A 15464-nucleotide genomic window follows, 5' to 3' on the forward strand; every position below is an offset into this window, starting at 1 on the left:
GCAAAAGCTAGTTTACAAAGCAAGTAAAATAGCAATTTTCCGTTAGTGGAAAAAATAACTTCATTGTTAAATTATTGTTATTACCTTATAATTTTCTAGAAACATATGAAATGTTATGAATAGGAGAAAAGTATGAAAAAACTGTGGACGATTTTAGTTTCATTTACGTTGTTAATTAGCTTATTCCCGCAATTAGCATCGGCAGCACCAAGCAAAAATTTTGAGCAGGAACTTACAAAGTATTTAAAAGAGGTAAGCCTTGTCAGGGGGTTTCAAGTGACAAAGGATGATATTGAAACATCTCTTTCTTTTTACGACGAAAGTATTAAAAACTTTGAATCTATTGGTGATCTTAAAGAAGCCTTGGGCGAAGTCATTAAGGCAGATTTAAGTAATTTAGATGCCATCTATGATGATTATAATCTAACCAATGAGAGCCTGATTAATCTATTACACGAAAATGGTGAAGAACTAGACGATTATATCTTTATCTGGGACCTCGATGAAGCTGTTTATTTCTATACAGAAGAGGGCGATTTTGAACGCGATCCGAACTTTGACAAAGAATTAGTCAATTATTTAGCCAAGGTTAGCAAGGAAAGAGGCTTCCAAGTAACAAAGGAAGATATCGAAGCGTCATTGGAACTCTATGATTTTAGCCTGGAAGAATTTGAATCTGTCGAAGAGCTTAGCGAATTCCTAGGTGACGTCATAAAGGCAGATCTAAGCAACTTAGACTATTTTATTGAGAATTATGGATTGGATAAACAAGCCTTGCTTCAAATGTTAGAAGAAAATGGTGAAAATATTAACGATTATATATACATAGATAATCTTGAAGAAACTGTTTGGAACCTTACTGGTGGCGGGATTGATGGCGAAGTTGCTGAAGATCTTCTTCCTATTTTCGAGCAGGAACTCGGTCTAACGGAAGAGGAATTAGAGCGGCTTGAAGACCACTTGATGTCTTTGGAAGACCATCTTTCCAACCCGGAAACAGTCAAGCAACTTGAAGAATTGGGCAACCGCATGATGGCTTTCGAGGAATTTGATGTAGCAACCGAGCTTACAGCTGAACAGATAGCTGAAATGGCCTCAATCTATGAAGAGTTACTTTCCATCTTTAAGCTTAATGTTTCCTATTCCCTTGTGAAAAGTGGCTCGGAATCGCCTGTATCCCTTTTAGATTTAATGAAATTGGAAGAATTGAAGGGTGCTAACCTGAAAATAATGATATATAATACTGACGGGAAGTTCTTGGCTGATCTTTTAATAACAGGTGAAATGGTCGATTCTGATACTCTTACCAATGCAGGCGGGCAAATAAAGGAATCTGCAAAAGAGGTGCAAAAAACCATTGAAAAGGCTCCAATTGCTAAACCAGTAAAACAAAAGATCAGTACCAATACTACTTCAGAACAACAAACCGTAAAAGGGGCTAAACTGCCAAATACCGCTTCCGATTATTTACCTAGCGCCCTTTTAGGATTATTTCTTGTCTTGATCGGAAGCTTGATGTATCGAAAAATTAGGAAAGCTTAATATGAAACAATTAAAGAAAAAGCGGCTCCTGCTGCTTTCTTGTACTATTGCCATCATTTTATTTGGGATTTGGTTTTCCACATCCAATATGTATAAGTTTGCAAAAGGCTACTTTCTTTACAAGACTCATGCTCCAAGTAGTCAAGTAAATGAAACAGTACAGAAAACACCAAGTGATAAGCCAGCAAGTAATAAAACAACAAAGAAAGAGCTATATCCTGTCCGCCCTGAAACGGGTGAAGAAATCGGGGAATTGTATATACCCAAACTAAAAACAAAACTCCCTATTTTCCATGGCACAAACGAGGATGAATTGGAAAAAGGCGTTGGTCACTTTGCAGGAAGTGTGCTACCTGGTGAAAATGACAATTCCGTTCTTTCCGGTCATAGAGATACGGTATTCCGTAAACTCGGGCAAGTTGGCGAAGGAGATTTGTTGATAGTAACAACATCGGCAGGAGAGTTCACATACAAAATCAAAAAAGTTCGAATTGTGGATGAGGATGATCGAACCGTAATCGTACCAAAGCCACGGGCAACGCTAACCGTCAGTACCTGTTACCCCTTTGATTATATCGGGTCAGCACCTGAACGCTATATACTTGTCGCTTATTTGACTTCAAAAACAGTAAGTTAATCATCTAATTTCTAAAAACAAGAGTCCCAATAAGGAAACCTATTGGGACTCTTTTAATTTCTTTTTAGAAAAGAAAACGAAGGTGAAAGTCACTATAACCAAATGAAAAAACACCGATATCGATGTTTTTTCATTGCTAATTTATTTATATTGTTAGGTTATCCTTATTACTCACTGAAGCGGATTTTAATATTTTATGATGATAAATATAAGAGCCGGCTATCAAAATATATCCGATAATGAAAAGCAGCCATCCACTGGCAGGGTCGCCCACTGATATGCTTGAATACATGGCACCCGTCAAATCAAATACAAAACCTGCATAAGCCCATTCCTTGATTCTCGGAAAGCCAGGAATAAGTATTGCCACGACACCTAATAATTTGGCAATTCCAATAAAGGGTAGGAGGTAGGTAGGATAACCTAAATGATTAAATAAGGCGACTGCATCGGGAACAGACATTATATCCGGAATAGAACCCAAAACCATTAGTGCCACTAAAAGCCCTGTGAAAATCCAATATATAATTTTTGTTTTTTTCATCTATTCTCATTCCCTCCCTTAGATTGACATTCTAATCATATTCCACATTCCTTTTATTAATGCTTTCTGTAACAAATTATTAACATCAACGGTAATATCAAGAGTGAATATGCTGAATTCACGAGTAAAACAGCAAAATTCACGAGTAAACGGCGCGAAATCACCAGTGTAGCACGAAATCCGAGTAAACGAGCGACTGTCTGCCAAGCCGCATCAAAGCAAGCGTCTACGGTACTCGGCTAGCCAGTTTTACGGCAGGAGTGCCGCAAATTTCTTAAAATTAGAGAGGATTTCCTCCGTTTGATCTTTTACATCCTTAAGAAAGAGTTGATCACAAAATCATGAATTAAGATTATCGTTTGCCCAATTGTTCTATTCCAAAAGTCTACTGCTTGAAGGTGATTTTGGAGTTTTCTTTAATGTAAAAGGCAGTGGCTGCTTTAACCACTGCATTTTGATAAAAAATTTCAAGAATATTCCATGATTAGCTTTGCTGCTTTTATTCCTGAGGTTTTGGTCGATATGTATAGTGAACATTGCCAACACTGTATTTGACACATGCAGGTATGGCTTTATCTTGTAAAAAAGTTTATTGATTTAAAAGAATTGATTAAAATGACGCATAACCCGACACAGGAAATCGTGATGAGGGAATACATTAACTTTAAGTCTTTCAATATAATAATTCCGGCAATTACTATGAGAGAATCAATGATAAAAATAATAATTCCAGGATTAGTTGCTGTAGCTTTAGAGATTAATAGTGCTAGTAAATCCACTCCACCGGGGCTAATATGTTGTCTCAGCATAAAACCAACACCAATCCCAATCGTCATTCCACCGATAATGGCACTTGTTATGATCGGTAGATGAATCAAACCGTTTAGTGGTGTTAACCAATCGATAATGGTTGATGTAAAAGCTAACCCAAGGATGGCATTAAAGAAATAAGATTTATCGTATAGAAGAGATAGAAGGTATATGGGAATATTGATCATAATCATGGTATGTCCAACCTGGATTCCCCACACATATTTGATTAACAAACTTATTCCAAATATCCCGCCATTTATTAGATGAATGGGAACGATAAACAGGTTAATACCAATTCCAATGCAAAAACTTGAAAAAAGCAGAGTAACTAACTTTTTCATTAATACATTCCCCTTGTCCAAATCATTATCTTAAAATATATGAGAGGAATGTAAATATATACTCAGCATATTTAAAGTACCGGTACAATTTGTGAATTGTTGGCTTTGTTCTTCAGAAGATATTCTGAAGAGACATGGGATTACACTGGGTCATAATAAAGGCCGTCTCCTGGAGGCCAGGAAGTAATTTGGGCAAAAAAAAGAGACACTCTTAAAAAGTGTCTCTTTTTTTTGCATTTATATGTCTTCATGGGGCAAGTCAGTTTAATAATATAAGAATTTTTTTACCTTGGAAAATAGGTTGATTTAGCCTTGATTATTAAAAGCTTTTTTTTGATAGGCGATTTGTAATGGTATCTTCTTGTGGTGATGTTTGCCGAATATAAAAGGCAAGTATGAATGCAACTATGGTCAAACCTGTTGCGATCATGAATGCATCATCCACTCCCATTACGCTGCCTTGTTTAATGGCCATCGCCATTTGTGATGTATTATCTGGTGATATATTCCTTTGAGATAAGATTTCCTGTACATGTTTCGTTCCCTGGTTTGTCATGATGGACACAAAGAATGCCATGCCAACAGCGCCTGCTACCATTCTCAATGTATTGACCATTGCTGTTCCATATTTGTTTAGGCTAAGTGCCAATTCATTTAATCCAGCTGTGAAGATAGGCATCATCAGTATCGACATTCCGAACATTCTAATCGTATATACCCATACCACATAAGAATAGGACGTATCTGTTTCAAGCCGCGTTAAAAGGTACGTTGTAATGATAGTGATGGCAAGTCCGCTCACCGCAAGCCATCTTGCACCAAATCGATCAAACAGCTTTCCGGTGATAGGAGACATGATCCCCATTAAAATCCCGCCAGGCAATAGCATGAGACCGGATTCCATCGGAGTAAACCCACGGATATTCTGCATATAGATTGGCATGATGATCATTCCGGAGAACATACCCATAGTTGCGATGATGTTGATGATTGTCGTTAAAGTGAACATCCGATACCGGAAAATTCTAAACTCCAAAATGGGATGAGATACAGTGAATTGCCTCCAGACAAATAAAGCTAAACTGATTCCTCCAACAAGGAACATCATCAGTACCTCAGGGCTGCCCCAGCCCTTGGTGCCGCCTGTAGCAAATCCATATAGAACTCCGCCGAATCCGATAGTGGATAGAATTACACCCAGTTTATCGAGTTTAGGCCGGCTGGTTTTCCCTACTTTTTTAATGATGAAAATGGCAAAGATGAAGTCAAGCAGGGCGAATGGGAAAATGATAAAAAACAGAACCCGCCATGAATAGTTTTGGATAATCCATCCTGATAATGTTGGTCCTACAGCTGGGGCAAAATTCATCGCGATACCAAATATGCCCATTGCAAAACCGCGTCTGTTAGGTGGAAATAAAGTGAAAATTACATTTGTAATCAACGGGAACAAAATCCCCGCACCAGCAGCTTGAACCACACGTCCGATCAATAAGACGGAGAAGCTGGGGGCAATCCCACATAAAAATGTTCCTAATGCAAAGAGTCCCATCGAAGCAAGATATAATTGTCTTGTATTGAATCGTTCCATTAAGAAAGCGGTAATCGGGATGACAATCCCATTGACCAATAAGAAGATTGTAGTAAGCCAATTAGCTGTTGCAGCTGATATGTCAAAATGAGTCATTAATTGAGGCAATGCGATATTGATTAAGGTCTGATTTAAGAAAGCGACTAGAGCACCAGCCAGCATCACCGCAAACATGGGGCCTGTACGAATTTTAGTGATGGCTGTTTTTTCGTGATTCATTATTATGGCACGTCCTTTCCGCTAGGATAGTACAAATTGTACTGTCTGCTATTTTTAAAGAAACTAATTCGTCTCACGAAGTATTAGTGTAAAAACTAACCTATATTTTCCAATAAAATACACCATTTAAGGAATCTCAATTTACGCTTTTTTTGAGGTGTTTATTCTTTATTAACCACTAACTTGACAATATTTCAGGATACATTCTCATGGAAATCCCCCAGGCTAACATCCATTCTACAGGTATATCATATTTCAAACAATAATCACCAACATAATACTTACAATGTACCAGAGAAATTTTTGCACTAGGTATAAATACTTTAACATTCTATCATTCGTAGTCACTAAAAAATAGATAATTTATAAAAAGGTGTGATGAACAATAAAATCACGACTTTTCCGCATTTTCCGAATGTTTATTTTTTAAATATTCAAAATATATATTGCAATCAATGTATTGGTTAATTATAATACAAAACATAACAAATAAAAAGTCGTTTTGAGGGGGTGAAAGAATTGAATATTGCAGGGATGAATATCACTTTTAGGCATTTCCCTTTTCATTATTTTTTGGAATGCATGGACAAACTTGAGATTAAAAGCATTGAATTATGGGGTGGGGAGCCGCATTTGTATGTTTATCGCAACATACTAGGAAATATAAGGTGTTTGAGAAGGGAACTTAAATCTAGAAATATGAAAATCATCTGCTATACTCCAGAACAATGTATCTATCCTTATAACATTGCATCCTCGGATGCTCATTGGCGAAAAAAAAGCATTGAATATTTTATGGAGAATCTTTACGCCGCGCTGGAGTTAGACACAAACATGATGCTTATCACTTCTGGAATAGGGGACTTTTCTGTTTCACAGGAGGAATCATGGAAGTATGCAAGTGACTCAATCTTTCAATTAACCAAAGTAGCTGAGAAGGAAGGTTTGATTCTTGCTTTAGAGCCATTGACAAAATATGAATCCAATCTGGTAATTGACTCTAAGGGGTTAAAGAAAATGTTAGAGGAAATCCAATCTCCTTCGCTAAAAGGAATGATAGATACAGTTTCCATGCAACTGGCAGGTGAAACACCTGATGAGTACTTTTCCTTCCTTCCCGAATTAAGCCATTTTCACCTAATCGATGGAGATGGTCAATCAGATACGCATTTGGCACTAGATGATGGTGTTTTAAATTGGAGAGAATATTTAACGAGTCTTAAAAGCCATGGTTACAAAGGAAGTTGTACTCTAGAGATTATGGGATCAAATTATTATCAAAATCCAAGCGATGCAATTATGAAATCTATTGAAAAAGTAAGGGAATTGGGAATTTAATCATCTAATTTGGAGGAACTCTTTATGAGTAATGGCACACTTACACGAAAACTGGGTTTTTGGTCTGCTCTAGCTATTGCTGTTGGAACTACTATAGGATCGGGTATTTTTGTCTCATCTGGTGATGTTGCAAGGGCTGCGGGTACTCCTTCCATTTCTATTCTAGCCTGGATAATAGGCGGGGTGATTGCCATACCTCAAGTAATGGTGCTGGCCGAGTTATCGACCGCATACCCCCAAAATGGAAGCGGTTACGTTTATTTAAATAAAGCTGGGTGGAGGCCTTTGGCATTTTTATATGGATGGGCCACTTTCTGGGCGTTGGATCCTCCATCCATATCGATAATGGCTTTAGCGCTTGTTTCTTATTTAGCAACCTTTTTCCCATTTTTCTCGGGAGTTGCCGGAAAATTATTGGGTATTGCAATCATCCTGCTAATCACATCGATTCATTATCGAAGTGTAAAAGAAGGAGGTCTTTTCCAGGTCATTATCACGGCTATCAAGATCATTCCTTTCCTGATCGTCATTGTGCTTGGAATAATGTATATGAACCCTGAAAACTTTGCTTATACCCCAGCTCCTGGTGCTCAGAAGTCAAGTTTGATAGGCGGTGTATCTGCAACCACATGGGCATATACGGGAATGGCTGCGATTTGTTTCATGGCTGGGGAGTTCAAAAATCCAGGGAAAATACTTCCCCGAGCTCTTATTAGTTCGGTATTCATCGTGTTGGCTTTATATACGCTGCTAGCCATTTGTGTCATCGGCTTGATGCCATTTGAAGAATTAATCAACTCCAATGCGGCTGTTTCCGAAGCTGTAAAATATATTCCGGGATTATCGGATATTGCATCATCATTTGTGGCCATTACAGCGATTATTGTTATCTTGGGTTCGTTGAGCTCTTGCATAATGTTTCAGCCCCGCCTTGAGTATGCAATGGCAAAGGACGGACTATTCTTTCAACGCTTTGCGAAGGTCCATCCTAAATATGAAACTCCAAGCTTCTCCATCATCGTTCAGGTTACGTATGCATGTATTCTTGTGTGCTTCAGTAATTTAACGGTGTTACTTGGCTATTTCACACTGATTCAATTGGTTATTAACATTATGGACTTTGCCGCTGTTTATAAATGTCGTAAGAGGGATGATTATAACCCAATCTATCGTATGCCAATGTGGAGATTAACGACGGTGTTAGCTATTCTTGGAGCATCATGGCTGGCTTGGGGAACTTTTACTTGGGCGCCTATTCAAGGAGTGATTGCAGCATTGATCGTCATCGCAACAGGTCTGCCGGTTTACTATTATTGGGAAAGGAAATATGGATCCAAGAAAAATAACGACAGCGATATCGTGGCTTAGCAGAATGTGTTAAGGGAAGTTGGGCCTTCTTTTGTCAAACGCACTAAAATTTAAAATAAAACAATTGTACAAATTATTATGTTTAGATATAATACAAGACATAACAAATATACAGGGATATGGGAGGAAGCTGTTGATGCTAAAGTTTGATGAAGAGTTATTTCTAAATCTTGTAGAAAAAGAGGGCCTTGCTTTTAGAGGCCAGATTGAAGAAATCGTAGATGGAATCACCAAAAGGGGCTACAGCAATATTTTTCTGATCGGCGCTGGTGGCACCATAGCCATGATGTATCCGTATGAATACATTTTAAAGTCAAATTCTACCATCGATGTCCATGCAGAAATTGCTGCTGAGTTCATGGTGATGAATCATAAGCATTTCAGCAAAGATTCAGTCTGTATTTTTACATCTGTATCCGGGACTACTCAAGAAACAGTTGCAGCGGCTGAATATTGTAAAGAAAAAGGCGCCACTACAATAGCTTTAGTTGCAGAGCCAAATACTCCGTTAACACAAATTGCAGATTACTGTATAACGACAGGTTCTGAAACGCACTCTTTTGATACTTTCTTTATGCTTTTGTACATGGTCGTCTTCCGTTTCATGCATAACAATAATGAATTCCCGCAATATGAACAATTCACGAAGGAGGTTTCTCTACTTCCGCGTGCAATTCTAGATGCCGTTAAATCTTTTGACAAAAAGGCAGAGGAATTTGCCATTGCACATAAAGACACGGATTACCACATGATGGTCGGTTCTGGTAACCTATGGGGAAACACTTATTCATATGCCATGTGCATTTTAGAGGAGATGCAATGGATCCAGGCGAAATCCATCCACGCGGCAGAGTTTTTCCATGGTACGCTTGAACTTGTTGTAGAAGATACAAGTGTTATTTTACTAAAAGGAGAAGATGAAACTAGACCGCTGATGGACCGTGTAGAGAGATTTGTAGAAAATATCTCTAAAAATTTAACGGTTATTGATACCAAAAGCTTTGAAATGGACGGTATCAGCGAAGAATTCAGAAAGCACTTTTCTGTTAGTATTAACTGGTCGGTATTAAGTCGAATCAGCGTTTACCTTGAGCGTGAAAGAAATCATCCATTAACACTTAGAAGATACTATCGCCAAATGGAATATTAAGATATGTGGAGCACTACTTAGTAGTGCTCTTAATTTTAAAGAAAGCGGGGGAAAATGATGAGAACGGTTACAGTCGGAGATAACTGTATGGATGTCTATCAAAAGAGCGGGGAGGTCTATCCTGGCGGTAATCCTTTAAATGTGGCTGTCTATTTAAAAGGGTTAGGTGCTGAATCTGCTTATATTGGCTGGGTGGGCTCCGATCAATACAGTGAAAAGATGGTTAAAGCGATTCAGGAAAAAGGTGTTGATATTTCCCATCTTTCGCGGAAAGAAGGAAAAACAGCTGTTACTTTTGTTGAAATGGTAGGAAATGACCGCAGGTTTGGAGAATACGACGAAGGTGTCATGGAACATTTCTGTTTAACGACGGAAGAACTCCATTACATTCAAACATATCAGCTTATACATTCAGGGATTTGGGGACATGCGGATAAGTACTATTCCTTTTTTAAAGAAAAAGGAATGCTCACGTCTTTTGATTTCTCAGATCAGCTAGATCACGATTTAGTGAAGACTTTACCGCAGTTTATTGATTATCCTTTTTTCTCTTATACGAAGGACGATGCTTTTATCCGCAAATTTTTAAAGGATGTAAAAAATCAAGGACCTAAAATTGCGGTCGCCACTTTAGGTGAAAATGGTTCACTTGCCTATGACGGCATTCAATTTTATCAATGCGGTGTCGTTGAAGCGAATGTGGTGGATACGATGGGGGCGGGGGACTCCTTCATTTCCGGTTTTATTTATGGAATATTGAAAGGCCATTCCATCGGCAATTGTTTAGAATTGGGCACAGAGTCTGCTGCGAAAACAATTAGCTATTTCGGTGCGTGGTGACTGGGAATGGAAATAATGTATAATAGGTAATAAATAATAAAATTTGACGGATAAGGATGAATCTAATATGAATTTAAATCCTTCAACCCCCCAGCCACTATATATGCAAATAAGGCAAATGTTGAAGAATGATATTCAGAACGGTAAATACAAACCAGATGATCAGATCCCAACCGAAGCAGAGCTTTGTGAAACTTATAACGTTAGCCGCATTACCATACGAAAAGCAATAGAGGAATTGGTGAAGGATGGAACACTGACACGTATTCCGCGCAGGGGTACCTTTGTTGCATCTAATAAGTTTCATAATGAGTTGTTATCCATAAGTGGATTCTCAGAGTTTAGTCATCAGCTGGGGAAGATACCGAATTCCCGGATTTTACGAAGTGAGGTCATAGCCGCACCAAAAGAAGTTGCAGGTCATCTCCTCATTGAAGAAGGAAGCCCCGTTCTCGAACTTGAGCGACTCATGTATGTAGATGAGCGTCCGCTTTTCTACGATACCGCTCATTATTCGTTACTTCGTTTTCCGGATTTAGAAAAGAAGATTGCAAGGGATGAATCAACTTATAAGATCCTTTTGGAAGATTACCATACAGAAATAGTCAGTAACGATAAAATTATCGACGTGATTGGTGCTACAAAAATCTATGCTAAATATTTAGAATGCGATATTGGCGCAAATTTATTTAGAATAGTGAAGATTGCTTTCGATGCAAACGACGAACCTGTTCATCTCTCAACCTTCATGTGTGAAACCAACAAGGTCAATCTGACCGTTCATCGGGCAAAATAGGTCATGCCAATAATTTGGCATGACCTATTTAAATATCTAGTTTTGATTTTCCTCCTCCAATCTTTCTTCTTCGGTCATCGCATTTAAAATATCCTTACAATTAAAACATAAGATTTTCTTGTTATCTAACAGAATGCCGTTCAGGAAACCAGCCGTACAATATACATCACTTGCACAGCGAACACAAGAGCCAACTAGTTCATCCATCTATTAATCTCCTTAATCAGGAATCGGGTATAGTTTGGTGTTTTATTTTGCATAAAGATAAAGGCCAAAATCTTGCATAACGGAAGTGTGCCCCATTTGCCGTAACATGGTAGCTATATTGCCACGATGATATGATCCGTGAGTGACAATGTGTAATACCGATTCGGAAATGGTAGTTTCAAGCAATCCGGCATACGGGTTATCCACGACAATTACCTTTTCCATATCCTCTGTACTCAGAAGTACTTTGTTTCTTTCGTATAAGTCTATAAATGTTTTTTTCATTTCCTCAATGCTTTTCTTTTCCACCGCTTCTTTTAATTGATTAGAAGATGCCATTGCTTCATTCATACTTTTACCTGAGATAATGTCAAACCACGCAAAATCTGTGAGATAAATATGAGACAACACTTTTGATACCGACGAAAAACCAGTCTGAATTTCCTTATGGTAAATGTGCTGTGGAAGTTCATTTAACCGATCGATGATGACTCCATTTGCCCACGCGTGATAGTTATACATTTCTTGCTCGGGGTGATTCATTTAAAAAACCTCCATAGTTTTTTCGTTTTGAACAATTCATGCAGTGAGAACAAAAGTATACAGGTGAATTCAATCCAGTACATTCATTAATATGTTGTTCTCTAATATATATAACAATTCCTCCTGAAGATTCTCCCGGTATATGTGCTCACCATAAATGTAAAATGTATAAAAATAAGAGATAATACGAACTACGAACATTGATTATTAAATGAATAGCTAATGGAGCATCACATATAGGCATTTTTTCTTGCAGGAAAATAGCTCCCTATATCGAACTGATAGTAAAGGAGATGGTAATATGAATCTGAGGATTAAATATAGGCTTTATATCCATGTAGACGGAAAACTTATTCCAGAACAGTATGACCGATACGAGATACTAAACGTCAGAGAAGGTATTGATCCAAATGATACTAAGGATTACCAAGAGCTTATTAAAAAATTGAGTAAGTCGATTAATCGGCCCTTAAATGAATTTGAAATAAAAGACTATGAATCAATGTAATTGCATCCTTTTGAAGATTGATCGAATGTTACGTATCTAAAATTTTCTCCTTCAATAGAACGAAATTCATAAAGTTTAAAAGTGAAAATAAATAAAGAAAACCTAAAATGAGCCTCCTCCTTATATTAATAAATGTAAATGTAAGGAGAGAGGAAAATTCGATCTTGCTTCAGCAGTTGTAATGGTGATTGGAATAAAGAAAATGGGTATAATTAATCAAGCAAAATCTTTGTCTTCAAAAAGCTATGAAAATTTGAAATACCGTGGTTTCAGCCCAATTTATCTAAGCTTTCTAGTAGGTTTCTGCGCACGGTCGGAAGGATTTTAAATATTTTGAAATAGACCACGATAGAATATGTATTGTATACAACATTCCATGTTATAGGAATTTCAGTCCCTTCCTCAGGTAGTGGCTAGGGGGACGCAATGATTAAAGTGCTTGGGTAGATAAACGCCAATAAAGCGCTCCATTTTTGGAGCGCTTTATTGGCGTTTATTCAATTGAATTTTTTTTGAACAGTCGTTGAATCTACTTCACCCTTATGGAGATTTTGCAAAAAAATTCAAAAATTAAGGTTTATCAGAGATTCGTCTCAGGTGAAGAGTTAGGGAGGAAGCGGGATACCAATTATTATTTATAGCCAAACATTGATAATTCTATCTGTTTAATAATATCTATGTAAAACTCTCTTGTATCAAGAGATTTTTTTTGCATGAAAAGGTATTTAGCTAATATGGAGTTTTGTTAACGGCGAGCTAAAAAGAAGGGGAAAAGGATGATATGTTTTTAATGAAAATTTTTCACATTCTCTTTTATAGACTTGTCTTTACTTGGTCCTGTTTGCGGACTGTTGTTAATGCTTATGAAGATAAAAGCTGATGAGTTGGAGAAATAAAGAGCAGGTTTACAAAATCTTAACATTTGGTTTATGTGGGATTAATGTTTTCTGATTATGATTAAACCGTAATAAACAGTAATAAACATTAAAGATTCCACACTAAATGGAGGCACTTTTTATGAATCGCACATTCAAGAAGAATTGTTACAAGTCTATTCAAGCTTTGATGTCAGGGGTGAGTGTACTGGGATTAGCTGCTTGTGGAGCTACTAATGAGGAGGCTGCTTCAGTGGTTAAGGATCCAAGTTCGTTAACCTTGAAAGAAATTGAAACAAAGGCAAAAGAAGAGGGGACTATTAATAGTGTCGGTATGCCTGATTCATGGGCTAACTGGGGAGAAACTTGGAATGAAGTGATGAAAAAATATTCATTGGAACACAATGATACAGATTTGTCCAGTGCCGAAGAGATTGCCAAAATGGAATCTGAAGGAGAGAATGCAACAGCCGATATCGGCGATGTAGGGATTTCCTTTGGGCCAATCGCGGAACAAAAAGAATTAACGATGCCATATAAAACTTCCTATTGGGACGAGGTACCTGAGTGGGCAAAAGATGACAATGGAGATTGGGTTGTTGGCTACCAAGGAACGATTGCATTCTTTACTAATAAAGAATTAGTAGAAAACCCGCCTAAATCTTGGGATGACATATTAAAAGGGGATTATAAAGTAACAGTTGGAGATGTACAGCGTGGTACACAGAATCAAATGGCGGTACTTGCTGCCGCTATCGCTTACGGCGGTGATGAAACAAATCTCCAACCAGGAATTGACTATTTTGCGAAGCTTGCCAAGCAAGGCCGCCTTAGCTTGACTGATGCCAAGCCGGCTAACATCGAAAAAGGGGAAGTGGAAGTTGCACTTGTTTGGGATTTTAATGCTCTTGGTTACGCTGACCAAATTGACCGCGATCAATTTGAAGTGATCATTCCAAGTGAAGGTTCAGTCGTAAGCGGCTACGCAACCATTATTAACAAATTTGCCAAGCATCCGCATGCGGCAATGGCAACTAGAGAATATATTTTAAGTGATGAAGGACAAATTAATTTAGCTAAAGGGTTTGCCCGACCTATTCGCGATGTAGAACTTCCGAAAGAAGTAGCTGAAAAAATGGTTCCAGAAGAACAGTATAAAAATGCGAAACCAATTGAAGATTACAAAGCTTGGGAAGAAACGGCTAAAGGTTTACCGCAGCTTTGGCAAGAAAAGGTGTTAGTCCATGTCAAATAAAGTAATAGCAATTGTTGTTGATGGTATGAGATACGATAAAGCATGCGAAGCGCTGGGATTTATTCAGCATTTAGTCGAAACGAATCAAGCGTCACTTTACAAAGTTAAGTCGGAGCTTCCAAGTCTTTCCCGTCCATTATATGAAGTGTTGTTAACAGGTACGCCGGCTTCAATAAATGGGATTACGTCCAATCAAGCCGTTCGTTTATCTACTGAGAAAAGTCTCTTTCATCTTACGAAAGAAAACGGGTTAAGAAACGGAACAGTGTCCTATTACTGGGTAAGCGAACTTTATAATCGTGCGCCATTCCATTTTATTGAAGACCGTGAGCAAGAAGATGAATCCAATCCAATTCAATACGGAAAATTTTATTGGGACGATGACTATCCAGATAGCCATGTGTTAATGGATGCAGAAGCTTTACGCAGAAAGTATGACCCTCACTTTTTATATATTCATCCGCTCGGTGTAGATGTAAAAGGAGAAATTTTTGGTTCGGAATCAAAAGAATATCGTGAGCAAATCCTAAAAATGGGAAGCTTGTTGGCACAACTATTGCCAATTTGGATCAAAGAAGGTTACCACATATTAATTACATCGGATCATGGCATGAGTGAATATGGCAACCATGGCGGCATAACTGATGGTGAACGTGATGTACCGCTCTTTATCATTAGTCCAAAAGTTGAGCCTGGCATTTATGGTGAAGTGGTTCCGCAATTAGCTTTTGCACCACTCGTTTGTGAACTATTAAATATTGAGCCGTCCGATAAAATGATTTCATATCAATTTCCAGGTCTGAAAGGAAAAGTCACCCTGTAAAAACATTAAATGATGATTGAAGATTGACTGGAATTGGTTGAACGAATGTACTGTTAGACCAATTCCCAAATTGT

The 15464-nt window shown here is 37.9% G+C and carries 15 protein-coding genes; 10 read left to right on the forward strand and 5 right to left on the reverse strand.

The window, feature by feature from the left end; translation table 11 throughout:
• The first annotated feature begins 132 nt into the window (after positions 1 to 132).
• Positions 133 to 1542 (forward strand): processed acidic surface protein, encoded by a 1410-nt coding sequence (locus ACYP5M_RS00430; protein ID WP_459734464.1) that lies wholly within the window; start codon positions 133 to 135, stop codon positions 1540 to 1542.
• Between the two features lies 1 nt (position 1543).
• Positions 1544 to 2179: a class D sortase gene (locus ACYP5M_RS00435; RefSeq protein WP_230178309.1), complete on the forward strand. Its 636-nt coding sequence runs from the start codon at positions 1544 to 1546 to the stop codon at positions 2177 to 2179.
• A gap of 145 nt (positions 2180 to 2324) precedes the next feature.
• On the opposite strand, the gene ACYP5M_RS00440 is transcribed toward ACYP5M_RS00435, so the two are convergent.
• From ACYP5M_RS00440 to ACYP5M_RS00450, 3 genes are all read right to left on the reverse strand, one after another.
• Entirely contained in the window at positions 2325 to 2723 is a 399-nt protein-coding gene (locus ACYP5M_RS00440; RefSeq protein ID WP_434169175.1) for a DoxX family protein, read from the reverse strand.
• 572 nt (positions 2724 to 3295) lie between these two features.
• A complete protein-coding gene (locus ACYP5M_RS00445; protein WP_459734465.1) occupies positions 3296 to 3877 on the reverse strand; it encodes a YitT family protein in 582 nt (193 codons plus the stop codon).
• Positions 3878 to 4196: 319 nt separating this feature from the next.
• Complete coding sequence (locus ACYP5M_RS00450; RefSeq protein ID WP_230178311.1) at positions 4197 to 5687, reverse strand: DHA2 family efflux MFS transporter permease subunit; 1491 nt, start codon at positions 5685 to 5687, stop codon at positions 4197 to 4199.
• Positions 5688 to 6206: 519 nt separating this feature from the next.
• On the opposite strand from ACYP5M_RS00450, the gene ACYP5M_RS00455 reads away from it, so the two are divergent.
• The 5 genes from ACYP5M_RS00455 to ACYP5M_RS00475 all read left to right on the forward strand — a co-directional run bounded on the left by ACYP5M_RS00455 (position 6207) and on the right by ACYP5M_RS00475 (position 11179).
• Entirely contained in the window at positions 6207 to 7025 is an 819-nt protein-coding gene (locus ACYP5M_RS00455; protein WP_459734466.1) for a TIM barrel protein, read from the forward strand.
• Positions 7026 to 7049: 24 nt separating this feature from the next.
• Positions 7050 to 8393 (forward strand): amino acid permease, encoded by a 1344-nt coding sequence (locus ACYP5M_RS00460; RefSeq protein ID WP_260357176.1) that lies wholly within the window; start codon positions 7050 to 7052, stop codon positions 8391 to 8393.
• A 136-nt stretch (positions 8394 to 8529) separates the two neighbouring features.
• Positions 8530 to 9543, forward strand: a complete 1014-nt coding sequence (locus ACYP5M_RS00465; RefSeq protein ID WP_101221529.1) for an SIS domain-containing protein — start codon at positions 8530 to 8532, stop codon at positions 9541 to 9543.
• Positions 9544 to 9600: 57 nt separating this feature from the next.
• Positions 9601 to 10383, forward strand: coding sequence for a fructoselysine 6-kinase (gene frlD, locus ACYP5M_RS00470; protein ID WP_230178315.1), 783 nt, complete (start codon positions 9601 to 9603; stop codon positions 10381 to 10383).
• A 67-nt stretch (positions 10384 to 10450) separates the two neighbouring features.
• On the forward strand, positions 10451 to 11179 hold the full coding sequence (locus ACYP5M_RS00475; protein ID WP_459734467.1) for a GntR family transcriptional regulator: 729 nt from the start codon (positions 10451 to 10453) through the stop codon (positions 11177 to 11179).
• A gap of 36 nt (positions 11180 to 11215) precedes the next feature.
• Here the strand turns inward: ACYP5M_RS00475 and ACYP5M_RS00480 are convergent, their stop codons facing one another.
• Positions 11216 to 11386, reverse strand: coding sequence for a hypothetical protein (locus ACYP5M_RS00480; protein ID WP_434169180.1), 171 nt, complete (start codon positions 11384 to 11386; stop codon positions 11216 to 11218).
• Between the two features lie 42 nt (positions 11387 to 11428).
• Positions 11429 to 11929 (reverse strand): DinB family protein, encoded by a 501-nt coding sequence (locus ACYP5M_RS00485; RefSeq protein WP_434169181.1) that lies wholly within the window; start codon positions 11927 to 11929, stop codon positions 11429 to 11431.
• A 301-nt stretch (positions 11930 to 12230) separates the two neighbouring features.
• On the opposite strand from ACYP5M_RS00485, the gene ACYP5M_RS00490 reads away from it, so the two are divergent.
• The 3 genes from ACYP5M_RS00490 (at position 12231) to ACYP5M_RS00500 (ending at position 15390) form a co-directional block, all read left to right on the forward strand.
• Positions 12231 to 12437: a hypothetical protein gene (locus tag ACYP5M_RS00490; protein ID WP_101221533.1), complete on the forward strand. Its 207-nt coding sequence runs from the start codon at positions 12231 to 12233 to the stop codon at positions 12435 to 12437.
• A 1017-nt stretch (positions 12438 to 13454) separates the two neighbouring features.
• The gene (locus ACYP5M_RS00495; protein ID WP_459734468.1) at positions 13455 to 14567 is read left to right on the forward strand and encodes an ABC transporter substrate-binding protein; all 1113 of its coding nucleotides are present in this window, start codon (positions 13455 to 13457) and stop codon (positions 14565 to 14567) included.
• Complete coding sequence (locus ACYP5M_RS00500) at positions 14557 to 15390, forward strand: alkaline phosphatase family protein (RefSeq protein WP_101221535.1); 834 nt, start codon at positions 14557 to 14559, stop codon at positions 15388 to 15390. The genes ACYP5M_RS00495 and ACYP5M_RS00500 overlap by 11 nt, the downstream gene beginning before the upstream one ends.
• Positions 15391 to 15464 lie beyond the last annotated feature (74 nt).

The organism is Peribacillus sp. N1 (assembly GCF_054600815.1).

What these genes read in the sequence shown, in the direction of transcription:
- ACYP5M_RS00460 (WP_260357176.1), top strand. Translation starts at nt 7,050, where the DNA reads ATGAGTAATGGCACACTTACACGAAAACTGGGTTTTTGGTCTGCTCTA.
- ACYP5M_RS00430 (WP_459734464.1), top strand. Translation starts at nt 133, where the DNA reads ATGAAAAAACTGTGGACGATTTTAGTTTCATTTACGTTGTTAATTAGC.
- ACYP5M_RS00480 (WP_434169180.1), bottom strand. Translation starts at nt 11,386, where the DNA reads ATGGATGAACTAGTTGGCTCTTGTGTTCGCTGTGCAAGTGATGTATAT.
- ACYP5M_RS00450 (WP_230178311.1), bottom strand. Translation starts at nt 5,687, where the DNA reads ATGAATCACGAAAAAACAGCCATCACTAAAATTCGTACAGGCCCCATG.
- ACYP5M_RS00490 (WP_101221533.1), top strand. Translation starts at nt 12,231, where the DNA reads ATGAATCTGAGGATTAAATATAGGCTTTATATCCATGTAGACGGAAAA.
- ACYP5M_RS00485 (WP_434169181.1), bottom strand. Translation starts at nt 11,929, where the DNA reads ATGAATCACCCCGAGCAAGAAATGTATAACTATCACGCGTGGGCAAAT.
- frlD (WP_230178315.1), top strand. Translation starts at nt 9,601, where the DNA reads ATGAGAACGGTTACAGTCGGAGATAACTGTATGGATGTCTATCAAAAG.
- ACYP5M_RS00435 (WP_230178309.1), top strand. Translation starts at nt 1,544, where the DNA reads ATGAAACAATTAAAGAAAAAGCGGCTCCTGCTGCTTTCTTGTACTATT.
- ACYP5M_RS00500 (WP_101221535.1), top strand. Translation starts at nt 14,557, where the DNA reads ATGTCAAATAAAGTAATAGCAATTGTTGTTGATGGTATGAGATACGAT.
- ACYP5M_RS00465 (WP_101221529.1), top strand. Translation starts at nt 8,530, where the DNA reads ATGCTAAAGTTTGATGAAGAGTTATTTCTAAATCTTGTAGAAAAAGAG.
- ACYP5M_RS00440 (WP_434169175.1), bottom strand. Translation starts at nt 2,723, where the DNA reads ATGAAAAAAACAAAAATTATATATTGGATTTTCACAGGGCTTTTAGTG.
- ACYP5M_RS00475 (WP_459734467.1), top strand. Translation starts at nt 10,451, where the DNA reads ATGAATTTAAATCCTTCAACCCCCCAGCCACTATATATGCAAATAAGG.
- ACYP5M_RS00445 (WP_459734465.1), bottom strand. Translation starts at nt 3,877, where the DNA reads ATGAAAAAGTTAGTTACTCTGCTTTTTTCAAGTTTTTGCATTGGAATT.
- ACYP5M_RS00495 (WP_459734468.1), top strand. Translation starts at nt 13,455, where the DNA reads ATGAATCGCACATTCAAGAAGAATTGTTACAAGTCTATTCAAGCTTTG.